The sequence below is a fragment of the Actinoplanes campanulatus genome (assembly GCF_014647795.1).
Classification (GTDB): Bacteria; Actinomycetota; Actinomycetes; order Mycobacteriales; family Micromonosporaceae; genus Actinoplanes; species Actinoplanes campanulatus.
In genome coordinates this window covers 1-22,083 of record NZ_BMPW01000039.1, presented here as the reverse complement: position 1 = coordinate 22,083, position 22,083 = coordinate 1, and the positions used below count along the sequence as shown (strand labels likewise).

Sequence of the window (22,083 nt, the reverse complement as noted above, 5' to 3'; positions counted from 1 at the left end):
GAATGAAGCGCTCCCTCGCCGCCCTCTCAGCGCTCCTGCTGGCCCTCTCCGCCTCCGCGTGCGGCGGAGACGACGCCGAGGAGTCCGGCCCGGTCACCCTCACCCTGGCCGGGTGGAGCCTGGCCACGACCCCGGAGTTCAAGACACTCGCCGACGGCTTCCGCGCCGCCCACCCGGACATCGCGGTCGAGCTCAAGGAGTACGACGCCGCCAACTACGACACCCAGATGATCGCGGACCTGGCCGCCGGCAAGGCGCCCGACATCTACGTGCAGAAGAACCTGAAGAACTTCTACACCTACCAGAACGGCAAGCAGCTGCTGGACGTGTCCGACGTGGCCGGCAAGCTCGGCTCCGGCGTCGGCGGCCTCAGCTCCTACCAGGTCGACGGCAAGACGTGGGCCATCCCTTACCGGCAGGACTCGTGGGTGCTGTTCTACAACAAGGCGCTGTTCGACAAGGCCGGCGTCAAGCACCCGGACGGCTCCTGGACCTGGGACGACTACGGGACCGTGGCCAAGGAGCTCACCACCAAGCTGAAGGCGGCCGGCGACAAGGCGCTCGGCACCTACCAGCACACCTGGCAGTCCACCTCGCAGGGCTTCGCGCTGGGCCAGACCGCCGGCGCCGACCTGCAGAGCGGCGACTTCGGGTTCCTCAAGCCCTACTACGAGAAGGCCCTCGCCCTCCAGGCCGCCGGAGCGCAGGTCAGCTTCGGCGACGCCACCACCAACAGCCTCACCTACCAGGCCCAGTTCGGTAAGCAGTCGGCCGCCATGATGCCGATGGGCACCTGGTACATCGCCACCCTGCTCAGCCAGCAGGCCAAGGGCGACGCCGACACCTTCGAGTGGGGCATCGCCCCGGCCCCGCAGGCCACGAAGTCGACCACCGGCACGTCGGCCACCCCGGTCACCTTCGCCGACCCGACCGGCCTCGGCATCAACCCGAAGATCAGCGAAAGCAGGATCGAGGCGGCCAAGAGCTTCCTGGCCTACGCGGCGTCGGCCGACGCGGCCAAGGCGCTCGCCGGCATCGGCGTCACCCCCGCCGACACCGCCACCGCCGTGGACACCATCTTCACGCTCAAGGGCGCGCCCACCGACGACCTGTCGAAGTTCACCTTCACCACCCACGACACCAAGCCGGAGAACCCGGTCTCCAAGTACACCGCGCCGCTGCAGAACGTCCTGAAGGATCTGCACACCGCCGTGCTGTCCGGCAGCAAGCCGATCGACGCGGCCATCACCGAGGCACAGGACCGGGCCAAGAACGAGGTCCTGAGCAAGTGATCCTCCCGTGGGCCCGGCACACGCGCCGGGCCCACGGTCCGACAACGGGAGCCGACACCTATGACGACGATCGCCGATACCCGCCGCCGGCGCGGCCGGGTCGTCGCGCGCAACACCGCGGTGGGCTGGTCCTTCCTGCTGCCGAACTTCGCCGGCTTCGTGATCCTCACGATGGTGCCGGTGGCGCTGCTGTTCTATTACGCGTTCACCGAGTGGGACGTGTTCGGCGGCGCCACCTGGACCGGGCTGGAGAACTTCCGGCAGCTGGCCCGGGACGCCAGCTTCTGGACGGCGCTGCGCAACACCCTCTACTACGCGGCCTTCCACATCCCGCTCACCCTCGGCGTCTCCCTCGGGCTGGCGCTGCTGCTCAACCGGAGGCTGCGCGGGGTGGCCTTCTTCCGGACGGTCGCCTTCTTCCCCTACATCACCTCGATCGTGGCCATCGCCCAGATCTGGAACATGCTGTTCAGCCCCGGGTTCGGGCCGGTCAACGAGGTGCTGCGGTGGATCGGCGTGGACGATCCGCCCGGCTGGACCACCTCGGCGGACGCTTCGATGCCGGCCGTCATCGTGGTCGGCACCTGGCGCTACATGGGCTACTACATGCTGCTGTTCCTCGCCGGGTTGCAGACCATCCCGGCCCAGCTGTACGAGGCGGCGCTCGTCGACGGCGCCGGCGCCTGGCAGCGGTTCCGGGCGGTCACCCTGCCCGGGCTGCGGCACACCACCTTCTTCATCACCGTGCTGCTCACCATCGAGAGCTTCAAGGTCCTCGACCTGATCCTGGTGATGACCGACGGCGGCCCCGGCCAGTCCACCCTGGTGCTGTCGCAGTACATCTTCCAGAAGGGCTTCGAGGAGAACCAGTTCGGCTACGCGTCCGCGGTCTCGGTCGTGCTGTTCGCCATCTGCTTCGTGGTGACGGTCGTCCAGTTCGTCGTCAACAAACGCCGGAGCGCCTGATGACCACCCTGCTGCAAACCCCGCCGTCCCGGGTCGCCGACGACGAGCTCCAGCCGGTCCGGCGGCTGTCCGGAGGCCGGCGGGTCCTCGGCTACCTCACCCTCGGCGTGGCCGCCGTCGTGGTGCTGCTGCCGTTCTACTGGATGGTCATGTCGTCGTTGAAGAGCAACAACGACGTCTTCACCGTCCCGGTCCAGTGGATCGCCACCGATCCGGTGTGGAGCAACTACCTCGACATCTGGTCCAAGTCCGACATGACGACGTGGCTGGGCAACACCGTCCTGCTGTCCGCGGTGGTCACCCTGCTCCAGGTGTTCACCGGCAGCTTCGCGGCCTACGGCTTCGCCAAGGTCCGCTTCCCCGGCCGGGACGTGCTGTTCCTCGCCTACATCGGCACCCTCGCCGTGCCCTGGCAGTCGTACATGGTTCCGCAGTTCGTGATGATGTCGAAACTCCAGCTCACCGACACCCTGTGGGCGATCGTGGCCCTCCAGGCGTTCGGCGCGCTCGGCGTGTTCCTGATGAAACAGTTCTACGAGACCGTCCCGGACGAGCTGATCGACGCGGCCCGCATAGACGGCATGAGCGAGTACGGCATCTACCGCCGGATCATGCTGCCGCTGTCGGTTCCGGCGCTGGCCAGCCTCACCCTCATCACGCTGGTCACCACCTGGAACGACTACCTCGGGCCGCTGCTCTACCTGCGCAGCCCCGACCTGTGGACGATCCAGCTCGGCCTCAAGTCGTTCATCAACCAGTACAACGCCGAGTACGCGCTGATCATGACGGGCTCGGTGCTGTCCGTCCTGCCGATCCTGGTGATCTTCCTGGCCGGGCAGCGCTACTTCGTCGAGGGCATCGCGACCACGGGGCTGAAAGGATGACCGCCGCCCGGATCCTGCGGGGCGCCCACCTCGCGCTGACGACGAACCTGCTGCTCGCGGTGGCCTGCTCGCCGCTGCTCGCGGTGCTGCTGGCCAGCGACCCCGGGCGTACGTGGCCGCTGCTGGTGCTGCTCGCGCCGCTCGGAGCTCCCGCGCTGGTAGCCACGTTCACCGTGCTCAGGGCGTACCCCGATGGTGTGGTCCTGGGATTCTGGCGGGCCTGGCGCGGGTCGGCGCGGCGCGCGCTGACCGCCGGAGGTGTCGCCACGGCCGCGCTGCTGGTCCTCGGCGTGGACGCCCGGTGGGCCTGGGGGAGGCCGATCGGCGCGGTAGTGCTGCCGCTGATCGTCGTCGCCATGACGCTGATCGCCGTCACCGCACTGCTCGTGCTGGTCCTGCTCGCTGAACGACCAGCCGTCCGGCTGCGCGACGCCGCCCGCGTCGGCGTCTACCTCGCGGTGCGCCGCTGGTATCTGAGTCTCTTCTCACTCACCGTGCTGGCCGTCTTCGAGGCATTGCTGGCGGCCCGCCCGGCGCTCGCCATCGGTGTCGCGGCCGCCCCACTGCTGTACGTCGTCTGGGCCAACAGTCGATTCACGCTGGCCCCCGCCCTGACCGCATGAGCCACCGAACGGAAGGACACCATGACGGCGATCGCCGACCAGACCGGAACTGCCGTGACCGCCGCCCTGCGCACCATCGACGCCAACCTCGCCGCTTTCGGCGACCGCTACCCGGGTGACACCACCGAGAACGGCCGGTACAGTCCGCGGCCGGCGAACACCGGGTGGACCACCAGCTTCTGGCCCGGCATGCTGTGGCTCGCCCACGACCTGACCGGCGACGACACCTACCGGAAGGCGGCGGCCGCCCACGTGCGCGGCTTCACCGACCGGATCGACCGCGGCGTCGACCTCGACACCCACGACCTCGGCTTCCTCTACACGCTGTCGTGCGTCACCGCCTGGCGGCGCGGCCGTGACCCGGAGGCCAAGCGGGCCGCGCTGGCCGCCGCCGACCACCTGCTCAGCCGGGTGCTGCCGTCGGCCGGCATCATCCAGGCGTGGGGCGACCTCGCCGACCCACGACAGCAGGGCCGCACCATCGTCGACAGCCTGATGAACACCCCTCTGCTGTTCTGGGCCAGCCGCACCACCGGCGACCCGCGCTACGCGGCCGCCGCCCGCCGGCACACCGCCCAGCTGCGGGATCACATCCTGCGCCCGGACGACACCACCTACCACACCTTCTACTGGGATCCGGCCACCGGCGAACCCCTGCGCGGCGAGACCGAACAGGGCAGCGCCGACGAGTCCTGCTGGGCGCGCGGGCAGGCGTGGGGCATCTACGGCTTCACCCTCAACCACCAGTACACCGGCGACCCCACCCTGCTGGCGGCCGCGGTCCGCTGCGCCGACTACTTTCTCGCCCACCTGCCCGCCGACGGCGTCGCCCACTGGGATCTGATCTTCTCGAAGGACCCGGCCACCGGCGAGGAACGCGACAGCTCCGCGGCCGCTATCGCGGTCAACGGGCTCCTCGAACTCGCCGCCGCCGTCCCGAACCGGGCCGACCGCTACCGCGCCGAGGCCGGGCGCATCCTGCGGTCGCTGATCGACGGCTACTCGACCCTGACCCGGCCCGACTCCAACGCGCTGCTGCTGCACGGCGTCTACGACAAGCCCAAGGACGTCGGCGTCGACGAGGGCAACCTGTGGGGCGACTACTTCTACCTGGAAGCCCTCACCCGCGCCACCCGTCCCGGCTGGACCCACCCCTGGTAAGGAGCACCTCTCTCATGGACTACCGCTACCACTGCTACGTCCCGGCCGAGAACGGGGCGAACTCGCTGCCGTTCAACCCGTGCTCGCTGCTCGACTTCCAGCTGCTCAGACTGGGCGCCGGCGAGACCTGGTCGGGACACTCGGGCGGCCGGGAGATCCTCGCCGTCATCCTCGGCGGCACCGCACACTTCACCGTCGCCGGGGAGAAGTTCGCCGCCGTCGGGGGCCGGGCCAACGTGTTCTCCGGCAAACCCCATTCGGTCTACATCCCGTACGGCAGCGACGTCACCATCGAAGCGGTTGCACCGGTCGAAATCGCCCTGCCCAGCGCGCCCAGCGACCTGGCCACCGCGCCGTACGTCATCGAACCCGGCCAGGTCGCCTCCGGACGGTGGGGCGCGGCCAACTTCGGGCGCGGCTACCACCAGATCCTCACCGAGATCGCCCAGCCCACCCTGCCGGCGCGGCGGCTCATCGTGGGGGAGACCTTCACCCCGTCCGGGAACTGGAGCACCTACCCGCCGCACCGGCACAAGAACGACAACCTGCCCGCGGAGGCCGCACACGAGGAGATGTACTACTTCCGGGTCGCCCCGGCGGGCGGCTTCGGGATCTGCCGCATGTACACCGACGAGGGGTACGAGGAGAACTTCACCGTCCGCGACCACGGCGTCCACATGATGCCCGAGGGATACCACACCGTGGTCAGCGCGCCCGGCTACACCACCTACTACCTGTGGTTCCTCGCCGGGACACAGCGCACCCAGGGCGCCCACGAGGACACCGACCTGTCCTGGGTGACCAAGACCGTGCCGATGCTGCGTGACCTGGGGCATTGATGGTCCTGGACAGCTTCCGGCTGGACGGGCGGGTCGCCCTCGTCACCGGCGGCAACCGCGGTCTCGGCCGGGCGTGCGCGGAGGCCCTCACCGCCGCGGGCGCCTCGGTCGTCGCCGTCGACAGCAAGACCCTTGATCTTCGTACGGCGGACCTGCACTCCTACGTATCGGAGCTGGGGCGGCTGGACATCCTGGTGAACAACGCCGGGATCATCCGGCGGGCGCCGGCCGCCGAGGTGACCGGCGCGGACTGGGACGAGGTGCTCAGCGTCAACCTGGACGCGGCGTTCCACCTCAGCCAGGCGGCCGGGCGGGTGATGCTCGCCCAGGGACACGGGAAGATCATCAACATCGCGTCGATGCTGTCCTTCCAGGGTGGCATCCGGGTGCCGGCCTACACCGCGTCGAAACACGCCATCCTCGGGCTGACCAGGGCGCTCGCCAACGAGTGGGCCGGGCGGGGGGTGAACGTCAACGCGATCGCGCCCGGCTACATGGCTACCGACAACACCGCCGAACTCCGGGCCGACCCGGAGCGTGCGCCCGGCATCCTGGACCGCATCCCGGCCGGGCGCTGGGGCACCCCGGACGACCTCAAGGGGGCGGTCGTCTTCCTCGCCTCGGACGCCGCCCGCTACGTCCACGGCGCGGTCATCCCGGTCGACGGGGGATGGCTGGCCCGCTGACCCGCTCACGGGGAGCAGATCAGCGGGCCTACCACCGGCTGAAAACGAAACGCACCGGCCCGCTGAACCAGTCGGGCCGGTGCGTCCGTAGAACGGGGATCAGAGCGGGCGGATGTTCTCCGCCTGCGGGCCCTTCTGACCCTGGGTGATGTCGAACTCCACCCGCTGGTTCTCGTCGAGGCTGCGGAAGCCGCTCGACGCGATCGCGGAGAAGTGGGCGAAGACGTCGGGGCCGCCGCCGTCCTGGGCGATGAAGCCGAAGCCCTTGTCGCTGTTGAACCACTTCACGATACCGGTAGCCATATCTGCTCCTTCGAAGGCTGTTGGAGACCGCGGTGTACGGACTCTTACGCCGCCGCGTTGATCACCCGCGCCGGAACCGACACGACAAACGAAAAAGCGCCTGGGCGGGTTCAGATAACCCCATCAGGCGCCGGCAACGTCTACGGAAATCAAAACTGCAACGAGGAGACCCTAGCACAGAACGGATGGCGGCTCCGGGTCTTCGGGTGTGACAGACGGCCCTTCTCATGGTGGAGAAGGACCGTGCGGCGTGGGTCAGGCGGTGCCGGCCTGCTGGCGGCACTGGTGGTCGCGGTTGTGCTGGAGGGCTTCTTCGAGCTGGTCCTCGAGGATGATGATCCGGCAGGCGGCTTCGAGGGCGGTGCCCTGGTCGACCATCTCCCGGGCACGTGCGGCCAGGCGCAGCTGGTAGCGGGAGTAGCGGCGGTGTCCGCCGGCCGAGCGGAACGGGATGATCAGTTTCGCCTCGTCGAGGCGGCGAAGGAAGTCCTGCGAGGCGCCCACGATCTCGGCGGCGCGGCCCATGGTGTAGGCGGGGTAGTCGTCGTCGTTGAGCATGTCGTCGGATTGGGCCATACATACCTCTTCATGATCGAGGGCCCCGGCGCAACTTGCGCCGGGGCCCAGGGTTACGGGTTGAACACACCATCTACCGACAGGTTCGTCGGGTTCTCGTTTCCGCACCGTGCCGCTATCGGCGACGTCGGGCGCGAGGATCGCATAAGCGTGACCGGAGACCACCTCACATTCGATGGGACAACGGTGTCCACCTCAGAACTGGAACTACGTCCTGACGGCGGGCGATCCAACGGCGTCCAGCCCTCCCTTTCCTCTTCGTTCACTACCAACGGTGAGATCCGCCGATGTCGGAACCACACGCGACTTCACGGCCCGCACATGTGCGGCGGATCCCTTGCTGCATCAGGCGGAGCCCGAACCTGCATCGGCCCTGCCTGCGGTTGCACCGAGCGAGCCGCGAGAAATTCCGGGCCCTTCTTTGGCGCTCGGCGTGTCACGTCAGCGTCTTCAACCGATTCCTGTCGTCAACGGGGGCAACATTACCCAGGCCCACTGAGAATGTCTAGTCTCGGGAGACCAGATTTTCTCGGCGCAGGATCACGGCTTCCGGGCCGTGCCGCTGGCCCGACGGGGTCATAGGCGTTGCCGGTGCGGGGACGCGCAGGCGTCGGCGGGACCGAGAATGTCAGAGGGGGGTGCCATCATCCTCGGCATGGAGATTCTGCCGGGTGAGGGCGTGGCGTTGGCCAAGGTGGGCGAGACCCGTGACGTGGTGGAGAGCCGGGTCGGCCCACCGGTGCATCCGGGCCGTGGCAGGCGGGCCGTTTACGACACCGACCCGATGCTGGTGATCAGCTACCACGCCGACGACACCGTCGAGCTGGTGGAGATCGCCGACGGCGGCGAGGAGGTGTTCTTCGAGGGCGTCCAGTTGACCGGCCGGTTCATGGACGATGTGGTCGCCGAGCTGGCCGAGCGGGGGCTGCGCGCCGAGCCGTTCGACATCGGGTTCAGCTTCGTGCCCGGGTTCGCGATCTTCTCGATGGGTTCCCGGACTGCCCGGGACATCGACCCGACCGCGTCCGATGACGATGAGCGGAGCGTGGTCGAGGGCGTGTCGGTGGCGCCGTTCGACTACTTCCGGGAGCCGACCGAGGAGGAGATCGAGGCCCTCGTTCGCGAGCATGAGGCGAAGCGGCCGGGCCACTAGATCATGCGGTGGGGTCGCTCTGGAGGGAGGATCGGGTGAGCGGTGCCGCGGTGCTGTTCGACGGGGAGATCAGCGTTCACTACCGGTTCCTCTGGCTGGTCGGTGGGTCGGACTGGCCGGAGCTGATCAGCGCGCGGGCCGGGCAGCGCAACGGCATCCTCGGTGCGGCCGCGCCGGGCATCCTGTCGATGATCACCGGGCTGCACACCGGGCGGGTTCCGTTCCGGGTGGACTGGCATGACAGCGAGCCACCGGTCGATCCATGGTGGGAGGACGTGGTGGAGGTGTCCTACCAGCCGCCGGGCACCGAGGTCGCGCTGTGCGCGTTCGAGCAGTTCGTGCGCCTGACGCTGCCCCGGGCGGACAGCCTACGGGTCCGGTTCTGCGCCGAGGGGATGGACGAGGGCGCCGAACGGAACAGCGCGTTCGACGACGACCCGAGGCCGGACCGCTATCTGCTGGCGCTGTGGCCGGCGCCACCCGCACCCGAGGTGATCGTGCGGGAGACCAGCGACCACGCGGCCTACTGGCACCAGGTGGCGCGCGGAGCCCGGCGAACCCAGGCGCGGAACCGGCCGTGAGACCCGGCGGGGTGAGCGGCGAGGACGGCGGCGCTAAAGGCTCGCGGGCACCTCCCACGGCGCCTGCGGCAGCACCCGGCCGGTCTCCAGCAGCGACTTCAGGTTGGCCATGACCGCCGGCCAGCCCAGCGACACGGCCGCCAGGTCGTCGTCGGTCGCCAGGTTCACGTGGGTGACGGTCAGCCGGACGATGTCGTGATAGGGCTCCACCAGGAACGTCACGGTCGACGAATCCGGCCGGGCCGCCGCGCCCGCCTCCCCGAACGTCATCACCAGCCGGCGAGGCGGCTCCACCTCCAGCACCACACCGCCGGCGTCGGCCACCCCCGACCCGTCGACCCGCCGGTGCTCCCACGGCGAGCCGGGCCTCCAGTCGGACACGTTGCTGTGCCCCCAGTAGGCGCCGGTCAGGTCGGCATCGGTCAGCGCCTCCCACACCCGTTCCGGGGTGGCGTGGATGTAGGTCACATACACGAAATCGGGTTTCATCCGGGTCTCCTCCGCCTGTCGCCGGATCGCCTCGAGCACACCCAGCCGGGGCTGCTCGAACGGGGCGATCCATCGCTGTTGCAACTCGTGAATGGGAACCGGGTTCAGGTAGTGCCATCGCTCTCGGCCGCGCCGGACGACACTGATCAGGTTCGCCTCGCGCAGCACCTCGAGATGCTGCGTCACCGACTGCCGGGTCATCGCCAGCCGCGAGCACAGCCGCCCGAGGGTCTGACCGTCCTCCTCCCGGAGGCTGTCCAGCAGCCGACGGCGCGTCGGATCGGCGAGTGCCTTGAACACCAGGTCCATGACCTGCATTATGCAGGCAGTTGACTGCATGTTGTCAAGGGCAGCACGACACGCACCGCCCAGCCGCCGTCGACCGGACCGGCGCTCGCCGTGCCGCCCAGCTCCTCCGCGCGCTCCCGCAGCGACCGGATGCCGACGCCGGGCCGCCACGACTCCGGCGGGACGCCGTCGTCGGCGACCGTCAGCTCCAGCCGACCGTTCGCCGCCACGGTGACCGCGCAACCGCCGGCCGTGGAGTGCCGCCGCACGTTGGCGATGCCCTCCATGACGATCCGGTACGCGGCCAGCTCCACCGCCGGCGACAGCTCGGGCAGCGTCTCCGGGGCCTGCACCGTGATCGTCACCCCCTCGGCGGCCGCCACCCGCTGCCGGATCGCCCCGACCAGCCCGTGGTCGTCCAGTTCGATGGGCCGCAGCCCGTACACGATGTCGCGGACCCCGGCGATCGCCCCGCGCAGTTCCGCGCCGATCTCCGACATCAACCGGCCGGCCGACGCCGGATCCCGCAGCACCGTGTTCGCGGCCGCGTCCGCCCGGTACGCGATGCTGGTCAACGTCGGCCCCAGCCCGTCGTGCAGCTCCCGTTGCAGCCGCACCCGCTCCACCACCGCCGCCTCCACGGTCGCCGCCCGCGCCCGCCGCACCTCGCCGGCCAGCGCCGTGGCATGCAGCGCGATCGCCAGCGGGATGCGGATCAGTTCGAGCGTCCCCCGGTCGGCGCCGTGCAGGACGGTCTCCCCGCGCCGCAGCTCCACGTGCAGCACACCGACCGTCCCGCCGCGATAGTCGAGGTCGACGGCGGCTGTCGCTCCCCGGCCCCGGGCGCCGGCCTCGGCGAGCCGGGCGCCGTCCGGGGCCCGCGACAGCGCCATCCACGGCAGCCGCAGCGCGTCACGCGCCCGCTCCAGCACACCGGTCAGCTCGTCCGACCGCCGCAACCCGTCGGCCACGTGCCGGGCGGTGCCGGCCGGATCGGCGCGGCCACCGTAGAAGGCCCGGTCGACCAGCCGCCGGATCCGCAGCCGGACCGGGTTGACGACGAACGCCACCACCAGCGCGGCACTGACCGGAACCCCGCGGTGCGACCGCTCCGCGATGACCAGCGACAGGCGGCGACGAGGCCGGCGTACGCCCCGATCAGCACCAGCACCGTCGCGGAGTAGACCAGGGTCCGGGAGACCACCAGGCGGATGTCGAACAGCTCGTACCGGACGATCGCCACACCGATCGCCACCGGGACGACCACGAAGGTCAGCAGCAACGGGATCGCGCCGTACCCGGTCACGCCCTTGCCACGCCCACCGGGCTCAGATCGGTGGTCGGGCGGGCCCGGCCGGTCGCCACCACCCTCCCTCTGCCGCCGGTCATGCTCCACGGTCCGCCAGGACCGGCGCCCGCACGAAGTCGGCCTTCCCGGCGGGCGGGCGCACACGTTCGGCCTTCAACGTGGGTGGGAGCACACGTCGGGGCGGTCGAAGCCGTGGTGGCCGCACACGAAATACGTCGCGTGCGCGGCCACCACGGCCATGTGCCGGGTGGGCGCACCCGATGTCGTAACCGTGTGCGGCCACCCGCCCTCGTGGAACCGGCGACCATCCGGTCGGGGTGACCGGTAAGCGGGCGGCCGTGACCGGCGGCACAGGGGGAAGTCGCGGGAGTGGGTCAGCGGAGGGCCGGCTCTGACGAGGGGGCCGTGGGTTCCGCGTGGTGGACGACCGGGTGGGAGCGTTCCAGGGCGGCGCCCTCGACGTCCACGTCGGGCAGGATGCGGTCCAGCCAGCGGGGGATCCACCAGGCGGAGTCGCCCAGCAGGTGCATGATCGCCGGGATCAGGAGCATGCGGACCAGGAAGGCGTCGACCAGCACGCCGAAGGCGAGGCCGAAACCGAGCGACCGGATGATGGCCGTGTTGGAGAAGATGAACCCGCCGAAGACGCTGATCATGATGATCGCGGCCGCGGTGACGACCGTGCGACCGGCGTGGACGCCCTGCCGGACCGCGACCCGGGCGGGAGCGCCGTGGGCGAACGCCTCGCGCATGCCGGAGACCAGGAACAGCTGGTAGTCCATGGCCAGGCCGAACAGGATGCCGATCAGGATGGTCGGCAGGAAGCTCAGCACCGGGCCGGGGTCGTGGACGCCGAAGATCGCGCCGAGCCAGCCCCACTGGAAGATCGCGGTGACGCCGCCGAACGTGGCGAACAGCGACAGGATGAAGCCGAGCGTCGCGGTGAGCGGGACCAGGATCGACCGGAACACGAAGATCATGATGATCAGCGAGAGGCCGACGACCAGGCCCAGGTAGCCGGGCAGCGCCTTGCCGAGCTTCTCCGAGATGTCGATGTTGCCGCTCGCGGTGCCGGCCACGCCGAACGTCACGTCACCGGAGATCGGCGACAGGCCGCGCAGGTCGCGGACCAGCTGCTCGGTGGACGAGCTGTTCGGGCCGCCGTCCGGGATCACCTGGAAGGCGAGCGTGGTGTTGTCGGCCGACGCGCCGATCGGGGCGACCGCGGTGACGTTGTTCTGCGCCAGCAGCAGCGTGCCGATGCGGACCTGCTCGGCCTGCTGGGCGTCGCCTGCCAGCGGGGCCGCAAGGTCGGCGACCACCAGGATCGGGCCGTTCACGCCGGCGCCGAACCGCTCCTCGGTCAGGTGGTAGGCCTGGTACTGGGTGGACTCCCTGGCCTCCGACGAGCCGTCCGGCAGGCCCAGCCGCATGGACAGCGCCGGGATCGCGACCGCCACCAGCGCGGCGGTCAGGCCCACCACGGTCAGGATCGCCCGGCCGGTGCTCATCGGCCTGTTGTCGAACGCGGCCTGCGCGTGGGCCCCGCGGTTGAGGACGCGGCGGCCGATCAGCGACAGCAGCGCCGGGGTCAGGGTGACGGCGAGCAGCACGGCGACCGCCACGCAGATCGCGCCGACCGTGCCCATCAGGCCGAGGAACGGGATGCCGGTCACGTTCAGCGCCAGCAGGGCGACCAGCACGGTGGCGCCGGCGAACACGACCGCGTTTCCGGACGTGCCGTTGGCCAGGCCGATCGACTCGTGGAAGTCCACACCGGCGAGAAGCTGGCGGCGGTGCCGGTTCAGGATGAACAGCGAGTAGTCGATGCCGACCGCGAGGCCCAGCATCACGCCGAGGACCGGGGTGATCGACAGCATCTCCACCACACCGGACAGCGACAGCGCCGCGGTCACGCCGATGCCGACACCGGTCAGCGCGGACAGGATGGGCAGGGCGGCGCCGACCAGCGTACGCAGCATGACCAGCAGCGTGATCGCGGCGATCACCAGGCCGGCCACCTCGCCGACGCCGAGGATCTGCGGCACCTCCTGGGTGATCTCGTTGGAGAACTCCACCTCGACCCCGGCCGGCACATTGCCGCCGACGTGCTCGATGAGGCCGTTCTTGACCTCGGGCGTGACGTCCAGCTGCGGCTTCTCGAACAGCACCTGCGCCACCGCGGTCGAGCCGTCGGCCGTCACCGTCCGGATCGGCGCCGACATGGCCAGCAGCTTGCGGCCCCGGTCCAGCTTGGCGCTCTCCATCTCCAGCTGGGCGCGCTTCTCGGTGAGCAGGGCCTGCTGCTGGTCGACCTGCGCCTGAGTGGCCGGGTCGAGCTTGACGCCCTTCGCCCCGTTCAGCCGGCCCTGACCCTCGTCGAGCAGCTGCCGGCCGGCGTCGATCTGCCGCACCCCGTCGGCGACCTGTTTCCGCCGGTCGGCGATCTGTTGCGCGATGGCGAACGGGTCGGTCGTGGACCGGACGCCGTCCAGTTCGGCGGTCGATGTCAGCAGCGCGCTGATCGCGGCCCGCTGCTCCTCGGTGAGCGCCGAGGAGTCCGGGGTGTGGAAGACGAGGCGGCCGCTGCCGCCGCTGACGGCCGGCAGCCGTTCGGCGAGCCGGTCGCTCACCTTCTGTGTCGGGGTGCCCGGGATGTCGACCATCGGGGAGAGGGCGCCGCCGGCCGTGAGGTAGCCGGTCACCGCGATCCCCAGGATCACGAGCCAGGACGCCAGGACGATCCCGGCACGCCGGGCGGAGAACCTGCCCAGGCGGTAGAGAAGCTCGGCCAATGTGCTTCGTTCCTTCTAATAGCCGGTGCGGACGGTTGCGATGAGCCGTTCGAGCAGGTCGCACCACAGGTCGCGGGACTCGTCGTCGGTCGCCGCGGAGGTGACGCCGATCCAGTGGGTGGCGATCACGACGGTGCCGTTCATCAGGGAGCTGACCAGGATGGCCGCGTCGACCGGATCCACGTCCGGGTAGCGGTGGGCCAGCTCGCGGGCCATCTCCTCGGAGGCCCGCATGAAGGTGGCGAGAAAGATCTGGTTGGCCCGTGGGTCGCCGGGCGCGAAACCGCCGAGGGCCCGCCACAGGTAGGCGATGACGCCCGGCACGTCGGTGTCGCGCAGCGCCTCGGCCACGTCGTCGAACATCGACGCCCGCTCCCCGGACGTGACCGTGCTGCGGAACCGGCCGATCGCCACGCCCAGCATCTCGGTGCACACGGTGGTGACCACGTCGTCGATCGACGAGAAGTGGTTGAAGATCGTGCGCCGGGAGACGTCGGCGCGTTCGGCCAGCTGGTCGACGCTGAACCGGACCCCCTCACCGATCAGGGAGTCGGCGGCATCGAGGATCGCGCGGCGGTGGCGTGCCTTCAGCGCGGCCCGGCGATCGATGGGCACGTTCGTCACGCCGCCTACACTAGGTGCATCGTTGCACTAAGTGCAAACGACGACCGCCCTCCGCGAAAGGTCGCGGAGGGCGGTCGTCCCGGGGAGGATTCAGAGTTTCTGGGTCTCCGTCGTGGAGGCGTGCAGGTCCGCGGTCGTGTCCGTCACGAACTTGCCGGTCTTCGCGCTGCGGTTGACCTCGCGCTCGCCGCGGTCCTCGCCGCCGCCCACGGTCTCGGTGGTGGTGGTCTCCGGCTGCCGCTTCGCGGTGCTCTCCTTGACGAACCGCCCGCTCTTGGCGCTGCGGTTGACCTCGTGCTCGTTGCCTGCCATCGGGGGGTCTCCTCAAACGGTCGTGAATGTCCGCCACCCGTTCTGTGCCCATCGGGACAGAATGGAAACACCAGGGATCGATACCGTTGCGGGATGCTCACCATGGTGGACGCCTGCACCCGCGACGGCACGGGTGGCAGCCCGACCGTCGTGGTCGACGATGATCCGTCGCTGCGCGACGAGGACCGATGCGCGATCGTCCGGGACAGCGGGGCCTCGCACGGCGCGTTCCTCTCCGTGCCGCACATGCGCTTCTTCACCGGTACGGGTGAGCTGCGCAACTGCGGCCACGGGATCCTGGCGGCGCACGCCGTGCTGCTGTCCCGCAGCGGCCTGCCGGAGCAGCGGCTGCGGCACCGGACCGGCGACCGGCCGCACGTGGCCGACGCGGCGTGGCGGCCGGACGGCATCGAGGTGTGGTACGACCAGGGCGCCGTGTCGTTGTCGGCCCCGGACGCGGCGGCCGGGGTCCTGGCCGCCCTCGGCGCGCCGGCCGTGATCGGGCTGTCGGTGGCGTCGCCCGGCACCCCGCGCCTGCTCGTCGAGGTACCGGACGTGGCGGCCGTGACGTCGATGACGCCCGAGTCCGCCCGGCTGGCGGCGGCCTGCCGTGAGCGGGACCTGCTCGGCTGCTTCGTCTGGGCGTTCGGGCCGGGCCGCGCGGTGACCGCCCGCATGTTCGCCCCGGCGATCGGCGTCGACGAGGACGTCGCCAACGCCAACAGCTCCGGCTGCCTGGCCGCCCACCTGTACGCCACCGGCCGCGGCGACACCGTCCAGGTCCGTCAGGGTGACGCCCTGGGCCGCCCGTCCACCGTCCTGGCCAGCACCGACGGCCGCACCACCCGGATCGGCGGGACGGTCAGGATCCGCTGAGCGCCTGGTCCAGGTCGGCGATCAGGTCCTCCGGGTGCTCGATGCCGACCGCGATCCGGATCGTGCCGGGGCTGATCGACGCCTCCCGCAGCTGCTTCTCGTCGAGCTGCCGGTGGGAACTGCTGGCCGGATGCAGGACGAGCGTCTGCGTACCGCCGAGTGAGGGTGCCAGCCGCACCAGCCGTACCCCCTGCTGGAAGCGCAACCCCGCGTCGTAGCCGCCGGCGAGGTCGAAGCAGAAGGGTGCGGCGAAGCCGCGCACGAAGGTCCGGGCGATCGCGTGGCTGGGATGGTCCGCGGCGCCGGTCCACAGCACCCGCTCGACCGCCGGATGTCCGCTGAGGAACCCGGCGATCCGGGTCACGTTCTCCTCGTGCCGGGCCATCCGCAGGGCGAGCGTCTGGAGGCCGCGGATGGTCAGCCAGGCGGCGAACGGGTCGGCGACCGAGCCGAACTCGACACCGTGCCCCCACACCGTCCGGTAGCGCTCGTCGTCGGCGAAGACCGCGATGCCGCCGGTCACGTCACTGTGGCCGCCCAGGAACTTGGTCACCGAGTGGATCACGATGTCGGCGCCGTGCTCGATCGGCCGGCACAGGATCGGGGTGGCGAACGTGCTGTCGACGATCGTGGTGATCCCGGCGGCCCGGGCGACCGGCGCCAGGTTCGGCAGGTCGCTGACGTGGCCGGTCGGGTTGGCGACGGTCTCCAGATAGAGGATCCGGGTACGCGGGGTGATCGCCTCCCGAACCTCCTCGGGGTCGTGCCCGGTCACGTAGGTGACGTCGATGCCGAACCGGTCGGACAGGTCACGCAGCGTGGCGAGCGTGCCGCCGTAGAGGGTGTGCTGGGCGATCACGTGGTCGCCGGTGCGCAGCAGCCCGTGCAGCACCGTCGAGATCGCGCCCATCCCCGAGCCGGTGGCGATCGCGGCCACCCCGCCCTCGATGTCGGCCACGGTCTCCTCGAGGGCCCGTACGGTCGGGTTGGCGAACCGGGAGTAGACGTAGGAGCCGTCCGGCCGGTGGAGTCCGTCGGCGAGCGGGCCGGGATCGTCGAACGCGAACGACGACGTCTGATAGAGCGGCACCGACAGCGGGGTGCTGGCCGGAACCGGTGCGTGGACGTGGACGAGGCGGGTTTCCGGATGCATGCCCCGATCCTGTGCTCCGGGCGGGTCCCCGGGCCAGAGCCAATGCCGCTACATTGGTTTGCCGATGAGTCCAATCTCGGTCACCGAGCTGGCCGCCCGCCTCGGACGCTGGTCCGCCGGCCGCGGCCCGCTCTACCTGCTGCTCGCCGCCCGGCTGCGCGCCCTGATCGACGACGGCGAACTGCCGCCCGGCACCGGCCTGCCCACCGACCGGGCGCTGGCCGCCGCGCTGTCGGCGGGCCGCACCACCGTGGTCGCCGCCTACGACCTGCTGCGCGACGAGGGCCGGCTGGTCCGGCGGCAGCCCCGGCGCCGCTGATCAACCGGCTGGCGCGGCTCAAGGCGGTCCACGACCTGGGCAGCGGCGTGCTGGATCAGCTGGCCGCGTCCCATCTGGTCGGCGATCTGTCCACGCTGGCCGCCGCCCGCGCCCGAACGCTCCGCCACCGCCACGATCATCTCTGCGCCGAGCTGCGGGAACGGCTTCCGTCGTGGACGTTCGAGCCCGCCTCCGGCGGTCAGACCCTCTGGGTACGCCTCCCGTACGGTGACGCCGCCGCCTACGCACAGGCCGCGCTCCGCCACGGGGTCGCCGTCCTGCCCGGCGGTCAGCTCGACCCCACCGGCGGCAGCCACGACCGGCTGCGACTGCCCTTCGTGGCTTCCCCCGCCGACATCACCGCCGCGGTCTCCGCGCTGGCGCAGGCCTGGCAGGGCTACAGCGGTGAGCGTGTCCCGGTGTCCCTACCCGCCATCGCCGTCTGATTTCGGGTCTCGTCATATGTCGTCTAACTACGTATAGTCTCGTGCATGCGTGAGACCACGTACTTCACCCTCGCCGCCCTGCAACACGGGCCGCTGCACGGGTACGCGATCATCCAACGGGTGTCCGAACTGTCCGGTGGGCGGGTCCGCCTCGCCACCGGCACCCTCTACACCGCCCTCGACCGGCTCACCACCGCCGGCCACATCCGGGTGGCCAGCGAGGAAATCGTCAACGGGCGAGCCCGCCGGTCCTACGAGCTGACCCCGGACGGCCAGGCGGCCCTTCACGAACAAGCCCGGGTGTACGCCGAAGCCGCCCGCATCGTGCCCCTGACCCGTTCGGTGGTGCGCCCCGCATGAACCACATCGAACGCCGCTACGCCCGCCTGGTCCGCCTCTACCCGGCCCGCTCGCCCCGCGACGAGATCCTCGACACCCTGCTGCAATCCGGCCAGCCGCCCACCATGCGGGAGACGTCCGCCCTGGTCCTCGGCGCGCTACGGGCCCGCGCCGGGTACGGTCTGGACCGCTCGCCGATCCGCCTCGCCGCCCTCGCCGTGCTGCTCTACGCCGCCGCGGTCGACGTGCTCACCTCCCTGCCGCTGGACGTGCCCGCGATCGTCGGCACCCCGCTCGGCCTCGCCCAGTACGCGGTGGCCGGCCTGGCCGCCCTCGTGCTGCACGTGACGGCGCTGTTCGCCCTGGCCCGGGGCGCGTACCGGCTGTCGGCCGTGGCCTCGGTGCTCGCCGTCGGCCCCGCGCTCGTCGCGCTGGAACGCAGCGGCTCCTACCTCAACGACGGGTTCTGGGCGGCGCCGGTCGCCGCGCTGCTGGTGCTGGCCGTCAACCTCGGCCCGCGGCGGGAACGCTCCAGCCCGTACCTCTGGATGGCCCTTCTGCCGTTCGCGATCGTCATCCTGCCGACCGGGGCCGGCACGGTGCTGTGGACCAGCTTCTTCATCCAGCAGCAGGCCATGCTCGTCCTGATCGTGATCGGTCTGGCCTGGTCGGCCGTCGATCCGCGGGTTCCGCTCGCGGTGGCGGCGCTCGCGCTGTGCAACTTCCTCACCCACGTCACGGCGGTCGCGGCCGGTGCGGTGGTCGGCGGGGGATCCATCGTGTACGGCCTCGCGGTCACCGCCGTTCCATGGCTGCTCCTGCTCGCCGCGGCCGCCGTCGGCCACCGGCGTGCCCTGATTTGAGGCGCGTCTGATAGTAAAGTGGCGTGTCCCAGATCTTGGATTTCCCCGACCTGATCCGCCTGCTCGACGAGCGCACGGAGGCGTTCCGGGCCGCCATCGCCGCCGCTCCCGACCTCGGCGCCCCCGTGCCGACCTGCCCCGAGTGGACACTGTTCGACCTGGCACGCCACGTGGGGGAGGGGCGCCGCCGCTGGGCCGCGACCGTCGCCGCCGGACCGGCCGACACCCCGCCGGACGCCTCGGTCTGGGAGAGTGAGGCGCCCGGCGAGCGCGGGGCTCTGCTGTCCTGGCTGGCCGACTCGAAGCGCATTCTCGCGGACGCGCTGCGGGAGGCCGGCCCGGACCGGGGCTGCTGGACGTGGTGGGACGTGTCCGCGTCACCGCAGACGGCCGGCGCGGTCGCCCGGCACCAGCTCCAGGAGGTGGCGGTGCACACGTACGACGCGCAGCTCACCGCCGGCGCCCCGCAGCCGCTGCCGGGCGAGGTGGCGCTCGACGGGGTCGACGAGTTCCTGGCCACCTGCTGCGCCGGGCCGTACCGGTGGCCGTACCAGCCGGTCGCAGTCGACTACCAGGCCACCGAGGGCCGCACCTGGCGCCTCACGCTGGCCGCCGACGGCGTCCGTGTTGTCGAGCCGGATGAGGCCCCGGCCGGTGCCTCCCTGCGGGCGACGGCCTCCGAGCTGGTGCTGGCCCTCTACGGCCGGATCCCGCTGGCCGAGCTGAAAATCGACGGCGACGCCGGCGTGTTCGACCTCCTCCTCGCCTGGGATCCCGAGGAGTAGCCGTATTCTGGCGGACTTTGCTATCGACGGAGGTAGAGATGGCCGAGTACCCGCGAGAGATCACCGAGCGTTTCCACGGCACCCCCGAACAGACCGCCACCGCCCTGATCGGCGAGCCACCACAGCGGTGGCGGACCATCGTCATCGAGGAGTACGATCCGTCCTGGGTGGACCGCTACACGTCCGCCCGGGACGGGATCCGGCAGGCCCTCGGCGACCGGATCCTGAGCATCGACCACGTCGGCTCCACCTCGGTGCCCGGCCTGGCCGCCAAGCCGATCATCGACGTCGACCTGCTTCTGGCCGACACCGGCGACGAGAGCGCCTACGTGCCCTCCCTGGAGCGGGCCGGCTACCGCCTGCTGCTACGCGAACCCTGGTGGCACGGCCACCGCATGCTGATCAGCGCGGCCGAGGACGTCCACCTGCACGTGTGGCCACCGGACGCCCCCGAGCCGATCCGCCACCGCCTGCTGCGCGACTGGCTGCGCAGCCATCCCGCCGACCGCGATCTGTATGCCATCACCAAACGCCGGCTCGCCGCCGACCCGGACGGCTACACCCTGTCCAAGAACGACGTCATCGACGAGATCCTCGCCCGGGTGTTCGCCCACCGCGGGTAATACCATCACGCGATGGTTGTCTGGGAGTACGCCGCGATCATCGTCAAGAACCGGTCGACGATCAACTGGATGGGCGCCGAAGGCGAGAAACCGATGCAGGCCGACCACCCGATCGCGGCACTCAACCAGGTCGGCCGCCACGGCTGGGAGGTCGTGGCGGCCGAGACCCCGGCACACGGGTCGGCCTATTGGGGCTTCGGCAACATCGTCTACACCCTGAAGCGCCCTGCCCAGCGCTGACCCGTCAGGCGGATTCCTCAAGGAACGCGTCGACCAGGTCGTTACCGCGGTGCCGTCGCAGCTTTCGGCGGAGTAGGCCGATCCGGTCATCGGCCCGCACCGAGCCGGCCTGACGCGACAACCGCAACGCCTTCGTCGCCGCAGCCGCAGCCCGGTCCGCCTCGTTGGCCTGCTCCAGCGACTCGGCCATCCACGACTGGTACAGCGCCGTCTCCCGGCCGGTTTCCTCCCCGTACCCGGCAATCGCCCGCTCCAGGATCGGCACCGCCCGCAGTGGGCGCCGAGTCTCCGCCCACACCCGACCGGCCATCACCTCGACCTCGTCCGGCGTCAGCCAGTACACCCAATCCGGATCCTCGTTTGCGGGCTGATGGCCGTCGTAGTCCTTCTCGACACGGGAGAGTGCCTTGTCTGCGGCCTGGGCGTCACCCGCGCGGGCCGCCGCCCATGCCACTCGCTCGGCAAGCAGTGCGCGGGTCCTCGGGGTGGCGGTGTGGCGGGCACCGGCATAGGAAGATCGGGCGAGGTCGACTGCCCGACGCGGGTCGCCGACGTTGGCGACCTGATAGGCCAGCGACGAGAGGTTGTTCGCGGCCAGCGCCGTGTCGCCGCCGGCGTGCGCCGCCCGTACGCCGAGAAGGTAGATCCGTTCCGCCTCCGCGTACCGGCCGGCATCCGAGCTGGTCCATCCGGCGAGCTGCGCCAATTCCCCGACCGCGATGAGTAGCAGTCGGCCGACCTCGTCGGGGTACGACCGGGTACGGAGCAGGCCGATGGTGGCGGCGAGTTCGGCGGTGACCATGGCGTACGTGTCAGTGCCGCCGACGTGGTCGTCGAGGAGCCGAAGTTGCCGCACGCGTTTCTGGACCCGGCGGACCATGCCCATGCCGATTCGCCGGCCATTACGGGACTCGGTGACCTGCGGTGGTTCAGCGATGAGCCACTGGTGGGCCAGCTGCGCCGCGTTCTCGGCGGTCGGCTTCACGGCGCCCAGGTCCTCCGCGAGTCGTTCGCTGTCCTCGGGCCGCCACCGGCCGCCGTCGCGGATCCATGGCTGGTGCAGCATGGCCGCCAGGGCGCCGCCGGTGCCGAGTTTGTCGTCGAGCATGGCGATCGTGGGCGCGCCGGGTGGCGGCCGGTCGCCGGATTCGATGCGGCTGAGGTGGCCGGCGTCGATGAGCGCGAGTTTGGCGAGGGCGCGCAGCGACATGCCGCGGGCCTCACGGTGGAGGCGTAGGGCCGATCCGAACGTTTCCACAGGTGCCCCCTGTGCTTTACGTGCGTCCAGTGTTGCCGACGTTGCCGACCTGCCGCCGCCCCGTCTGGCAACGCGGTTCGGCTTCCAACCCTGCCGGGTGATCGCGACGCTGAATGAAGCGACGGCGGGCGCTTCGAGGTCGTGAGACGCCTCCCTCCACAGGCTTGAGGGGCTGTCGGGCCCGCCGCTCTCCGACTCTCCGGAGGGCGATGATGCTGACCAAGGTGTGGCGCCACCTGCGGTGGCGGCGGGTGAAGGCGGCGCGGGTATGGCGTGACGCCGAGCGGATTCAGGCGGCCG

General features: G+C 70.8%; 26 protein-coding genes. 17 read left to right on the top strand and 9 right to left on the bottom strand.

Annotation, left to right across the window (positions count from 1 at the left end; all coding sequences use genetic code 11):
* Positions 1 to 2 precede the first annotated feature (2 nt).
* From IEZ13_RS43675 to IEZ13_RS43645, 7 genes are read left to right on the top strand one after another with little or no spacing between them, the layout of a single operon-like run.
* The gene (locus tag IEZ13_RS43675; protein WP_183227509.1) at positions 3 to 1,292 is read left to right on the top strand and encodes an ABC transporter substrate-binding protein; all 1,290 of its coding nucleotides are present in this window, start codon (positions 3 to 5) and stop codon (positions 1,290 to 1,292) included.
* A 60-nt stretch (positions 1,293 to 1,352) separates the two neighbouring features.
* Positions 1,353 to 2,258: a carbohydrate ABC transporter permease gene (locus IEZ13_RS43670; RefSeq protein ID WP_183227511.1), complete on the top strand. Its 906-nt coding sequence runs from the start codon at positions 1,353 to 1,355 to the stop codon at positions 2,256 to 2,258.
* A complete protein-coding gene (locus tag IEZ13_RS43665) occupies positions 2,258 to 3,142 on the top strand; it encodes a carbohydrate ABC transporter permease (RefSeq protein ID WP_183227513.1) in 885 nt (294 codons plus the stop codon). The genes IEZ13_RS43670 and IEZ13_RS43665 overlap by 1 nt, the downstream gene beginning before the upstream one ends.
* Entirely contained in the window at positions 3,139 to 3,765 is a 627-nt protein-coding gene (locus tag IEZ13_RS43660; protein ID WP_183227515.1) for a ferredoxin-NADPH reductase, read from the top strand. Before IEZ13_RS43665 ends, IEZ13_RS43660 begins: the two co-directional genes overlap by 4 nt.
* 21 nt (positions 3,766 to 3,786) lie before the next feature.
* Positions 3,787 to 4,926, top strand: a complete 1,140-nt coding sequence (locus IEZ13_RS43655) for a glycoside hydrolase family 88 protein (protein ID WP_183227517.1) — start codon at positions 3,787 to 3,789, stop codon at positions 4,924 to 4,926.
* A 14-nt stretch (positions 4,927 to 4,940) separates the two neighbouring features.
* Positions 4,941 to 5,765 carry a 5-deoxy-glucuronate isomerase gene (gene iolB, locus IEZ13_RS43650; protein WP_183227519.1) on the top strand — a complete coding sequence of 275 codons (825 nt, stop codon included), beginning with the start codon at positions 4,941 to 4,943 and terminating at the stop codon, positions 5,763 to 5,765.
* Positions 5,765 to 6,451 carry an SDR family oxidoreductase gene (locus tag IEZ13_RS43645; protein WP_183227521.1) on the top strand — a complete coding sequence of 229 codons (687 nt, stop codon included), beginning with the start codon at positions 5,765 to 5,767 and terminating at the stop codon, positions 6,449 to 6,451. Before iolB ends, IEZ13_RS43645 begins: the two co-directional genes overlap by 1 nt.
* 99 nt (positions 6,452 to 6,550) lie before the next feature.
* On the opposite strand, the gene IEZ13_RS43640 is transcribed toward IEZ13_RS43645, so the two are convergent.
* Positions 6,551 to 6,754 (bottom strand): cold-shock protein, encoded by a 204-nt coding sequence (locus IEZ13_RS43640; protein WP_183227523.1) that lies wholly within the window; start codon positions 6,752 to 6,754, stop codon positions 6,551 to 6,553.
* A 255-nt stretch (positions 6,755 to 7,009) separates the two neighbouring features.
* A complete protein-coding gene (locus IEZ13_RS43635) occupies positions 7,010 to 7,330 on the bottom strand; it encodes a MerR family transcriptional regulator (protein ID WP_183227524.1) in 321 nt (106 codons plus the stop codon).
* 655 nt (positions 7,331 to 7,985) lie between these two features.
* Here IEZ13_RS43635 and IEZ13_RS43630 point away from each other — a divergent pair.
* Positions 7,986 to 8,483, top strand: coding sequence for a hypothetical protein (locus IEZ13_RS43630; RefSeq protein ID WP_183227526.1), 498 nt, complete (start codon positions 7,986 to 7,988; stop codon positions 8,481 to 8,483).
* Between the two features lie 35 nt (positions 8,484 to 8,518).
* Positions 8,519 to 9,064: a hypothetical protein gene (locus tag IEZ13_RS43625; RefSeq protein WP_183227528.1), complete on the top strand. Its 546-nt coding sequence runs from the start codon at positions 8,519 to 8,521 to the stop codon at positions 9,062 to 9,064.
* A 33-nt stretch (positions 9,065 to 9,097) separates the two neighbouring features.
* Here the strand turns inward: IEZ13_RS43625 and IEZ13_RS43620 are convergent, their stop codons facing one another.
* The 5 genes from IEZ13_RS43620 to IEZ13_RS43600 form a co-directional block, all read right to left on the bottom strand.
* The gene (locus IEZ13_RS43620; RefSeq protein WP_183227530.1) at positions 9,098 to 9,862 is read right to left on the bottom strand and encodes an ArsR/SmtB family transcription factor; all 765 of its coding nucleotides are present in this window, start codon (positions 9,860 to 9,862) and stop codon (positions 9,098 to 9,100) included.
* Between the two features lie 8 nt (positions 9,863 to 9,870).
* Entirely contained in the window at positions 9,871 to 10,914 is a 1,044-nt protein-coding gene (locus IEZ13_RS43615; RefSeq protein WP_183227532.1) for a sensor histidine kinase, read from the bottom strand.
* A gap of 610 nt (positions 10,915 to 11,524) precedes the next feature.
* Entirely contained in the window at positions 11,525 to 13,945 is a 2,421-nt protein-coding gene (locus tag IEZ13_RS43610) for an MMPL family transporter (protein ID WP_183227534.1), read from the bottom strand.
* Between the two features lie 15 nt (positions 13,946 to 13,960).
* Positions 13,961 to 14,569 (bottom strand): TetR/AcrR family transcriptional regulator, encoded by a 609-nt coding sequence (locus IEZ13_RS43605; RefSeq protein WP_183227535.1) that lies wholly within the window; start codon positions 14,567 to 14,569, stop codon positions 13,961 to 13,963.
* Between the two features lie 90 nt (positions 14,570 to 14,659).
* Complete coding sequence (locus IEZ13_RS43600; protein WP_183227537.1) at positions 14,660 to 14,881, bottom strand: hypothetical protein; 222 nt, start codon at positions 14,879 to 14,881, stop codon at positions 14,660 to 14,662.
* 93 nt (positions 14,882 to 14,974) lie between these two features.
* Between IEZ13_RS43600 and IEZ13_RS43595 the strand changes: the two genes are divergently transcribed.
* Positions 14,975 to 15,757, top strand: coding sequence for a PhzF family phenazine biosynthesis protein (locus IEZ13_RS43595; RefSeq protein WP_183227539.1), 783 nt, complete (start codon positions 14,975 to 14,977; stop codon positions 15,755 to 15,757).
* On the opposite strand, the gene IEZ13_RS43590 is transcribed toward IEZ13_RS43595, so the two are convergent.
* Positions 15,744 to 16,910, bottom strand: coding sequence for a trans-sulfuration enzyme family protein (locus tag IEZ13_RS43590; RefSeq protein ID WP_183227541.1), 1,167 nt, complete (start codon positions 16,908 to 16,910; stop codon positions 15,744 to 15,746). The genes IEZ13_RS43595 and IEZ13_RS43590 overlap by 14 nt on opposite strands.
* A 64-nt stretch (positions 16,911 to 16,974) precedes the next feature.
* Between IEZ13_RS43590 and IEZ13_RS47300 the strand changes: the two genes are divergently transcribed.
* Genes IEZ13_RS47300 through IEZ13_RS43560 form a run of 7 tightly spaced genes read left to right on the top strand, consistent with a single transcriptional unit; the run spans position 16,975 to position 20,525 of the window.
* Positions 16,975 to 17,229, top strand: a complete 255-nt coding sequence (locus tag IEZ13_RS47300) for a GntR family transcriptional regulator (protein WP_229795755.1) — start codon at positions 16,975 to 16,977, stop codon at positions 17,227 to 17,229.
* Between the two features lie 47 nt (positions 17,230 to 17,276).
* Positions 17,277 to 17,675 (top strand): aminotransferase-like domain-containing protein, encoded by a 399-nt coding sequence (locus tag IEZ13_RS47295; RefSeq protein ID WP_229795754.1) that lies wholly within the window; start codon positions 17,277 to 17,279, stop codon positions 17,673 to 17,675.
* A gap of 45 nt (positions 17,676 to 17,720) precedes the next feature.
* Entirely contained in the window at positions 17,721 to 18,035 is a 315-nt protein-coding gene (locus tag IEZ13_RS43580) for a PadR family transcriptional regulator (protein ID WP_183227543.1), read from the top strand.
* Positions 18,032 to 18,877 (top strand): hypothetical protein, encoded by an 846-nt coding sequence (locus tag IEZ13_RS43575; protein WP_183227544.1) that lies wholly within the window; start codon positions 18,032 to 18,034, stop codon positions 18,875 to 18,877. Before IEZ13_RS43580 ends, IEZ13_RS43575 begins: the two co-directional genes overlap by 4 nt.
* A 23-nt stretch (positions 18,878 to 18,900) precedes the next feature.
* Positions 18,901 to 19,662 carry a maleylpyruvate isomerase family mycothiol-dependent enzyme gene (locus tag IEZ13_RS43570; RefSeq protein ID WP_183227546.1) on the top strand — a complete coding sequence of 254 codons (762 nt, stop codon included), beginning with the start codon at positions 18,901 to 18,903 and terminating at the stop codon, positions 19,660 to 19,662.
* A 38-nt stretch (positions 19,663 to 19,700) separates the two neighbouring features.
* Complete coding sequence (locus IEZ13_RS43565) at positions 19,701 to 20,285, top strand: GrpB family protein (RefSeq protein ID WP_183227548.1); 585 nt, start codon at positions 19,701 to 19,703, stop codon at positions 20,283 to 20,285.
* A gap of 12 nt (positions 20,286 to 20,297) precedes the next feature.
* Positions 20,298 to 20,525: a DUF4177 domain-containing protein gene (locus tag IEZ13_RS43560; RefSeq protein ID WP_183227550.1), complete on the top strand. Its 228-nt coding sequence runs from the start codon at positions 20,298 to 20,300 to the stop codon at positions 20,523 to 20,525.
* Between the two features lie 4 nt (positions 20,526 to 20,529).
* On the opposite strand, the gene IEZ13_RS43555 is transcribed toward IEZ13_RS43560, so the two are convergent.
* Positions 20,530 to 21,783: a helix-turn-helix domain-containing protein gene (locus IEZ13_RS43555; protein ID WP_183227551.1), complete on the bottom strand. Its 1,254-nt coding sequence runs from the start codon at positions 21,781 to 21,783 to the stop codon at positions 20,530 to 20,532.
* Between the last annotated feature and the right edge of the window lie 300 nt (positions 21,784 to 22,083).

Coding starts and splice junctions, on each gene's coding strand:
- IEZ13_RS43675 (WP_183227509.1), top strand. CDS start 3: ATGAAGCGCTCCCTCGCCGCCCTCTCAGCGCTCCTGCTGGCCCTCTCC.
- IEZ13_RS43670 (WP_183227511.1), top strand. CDS start 1,353: ATGACGACGATCGCCGATACCCGCCGCCGGCGCGGCCGGGTCGTCGCG.
- IEZ13_RS43665 (WP_183227513.1), top strand. CDS start 2,258: ATGACCACCCTGCTGCAAACCCCGCCGTCCCGGGTCGCCGACGACGAG.
- IEZ13_RS43660 (WP_183227515.1), top strand. CDS start 3,139: ATGACCGCCGCCCGGATCCTGCGGGGCGCCCACCTCGCGCTGACGACG.
- IEZ13_RS43655 (WP_183227517.1), top strand. CDS start 3,787: ATGACGGCGATCGCCGACCAGACCGGAACTGCCGTGACCGCCGCCCTG.
- iolB (WP_183227519.1), top strand. CDS start 4,941: ATGGACTACCGCTACCACTGCTACGTCCCGGCCGAGAACGGGGCGAAC.
- IEZ13_RS43645 (WP_183227521.1), top strand. CDS start 5,765: ATGGTCCTGGACAGCTTCCGGCTGGACGGGCGGGTCGCCCTCGTCACC.
- IEZ13_RS43640 (WP_183227523.1), bottom strand. CDS start 6,754: ATGGCTACCGGTATCGTGAAGTGGTTCAACAGCGACAAGGGCTTCGGC.
- IEZ13_RS43635 (WP_183227524.1), bottom strand. CDS start 7,330: ATGGCCCAATCCGACGACATGCTCAACGACGACGACTACCCCGCCTAC.
- IEZ13_RS43630 (WP_183227526.1), top strand. CDS start 7,986: ATGGAGATTCTGCCGGGTGAGGGCGTGGCGTTGGCCAAGGTGGGCGAG.
- IEZ13_RS43620 (WP_183227530.1), bottom strand. CDS start 9,862: ATGGACCTGGTGTTCAAGGCACTCGCCGATCCGACGCGCCGTCGGCTG.
- IEZ13_RS43600 (WP_183227537.1), bottom strand. CDS start 14,881: ATGGCAGGCAACGAGCACGAGGTCAACCGCAGCGCCAAGAGCGGGCGG.
- IEZ13_RS43595 (WP_183227539.1), top strand. CDS start 14,975: ATGCTCACCATGGTGGACGCCTGCACCCGCGACGGCACGGGTGGCAGC.
- IEZ13_RS43590 (WP_183227541.1), bottom strand. CDS start 16,910: ATGCATCCGGAAACCCGCCTCGTCCACGTCCACGCACCGGTTCCGGCC.
- IEZ13_RS47300 (WP_229795755.1), top strand. CDS start 16,975: ATGAGTCCAATCTCGGTCACCGAGCTGGCCGCCCGCCTCGGACGCTGG.
- IEZ13_RS43580 (WP_183227543.1), top strand. CDS start 17,721: ATGCGTGAGACCACGTACTTCACCCTCGCCGCCCTGCAACACGGGCCG.
- IEZ13_RS43575 (WP_183227544.1), top strand. CDS start 18,032: ATGAACCACATCGAACGCCGCTACGCCCGCCTGGTCCGCCTCTACCCG.
- IEZ13_RS43565 (WP_183227548.1), top strand. CDS start 19,701: ATGGCCGAGTACCCGCGAGAGATCACCGAGCGTTTCCACGGCACCCCC.
- IEZ13_RS43560 (WP_183227550.1), top strand. CDS start 20,298: ATGGTTGTCTGGGAGTACGCCGCGATCATCGTCAAGAACCGGTCGACG.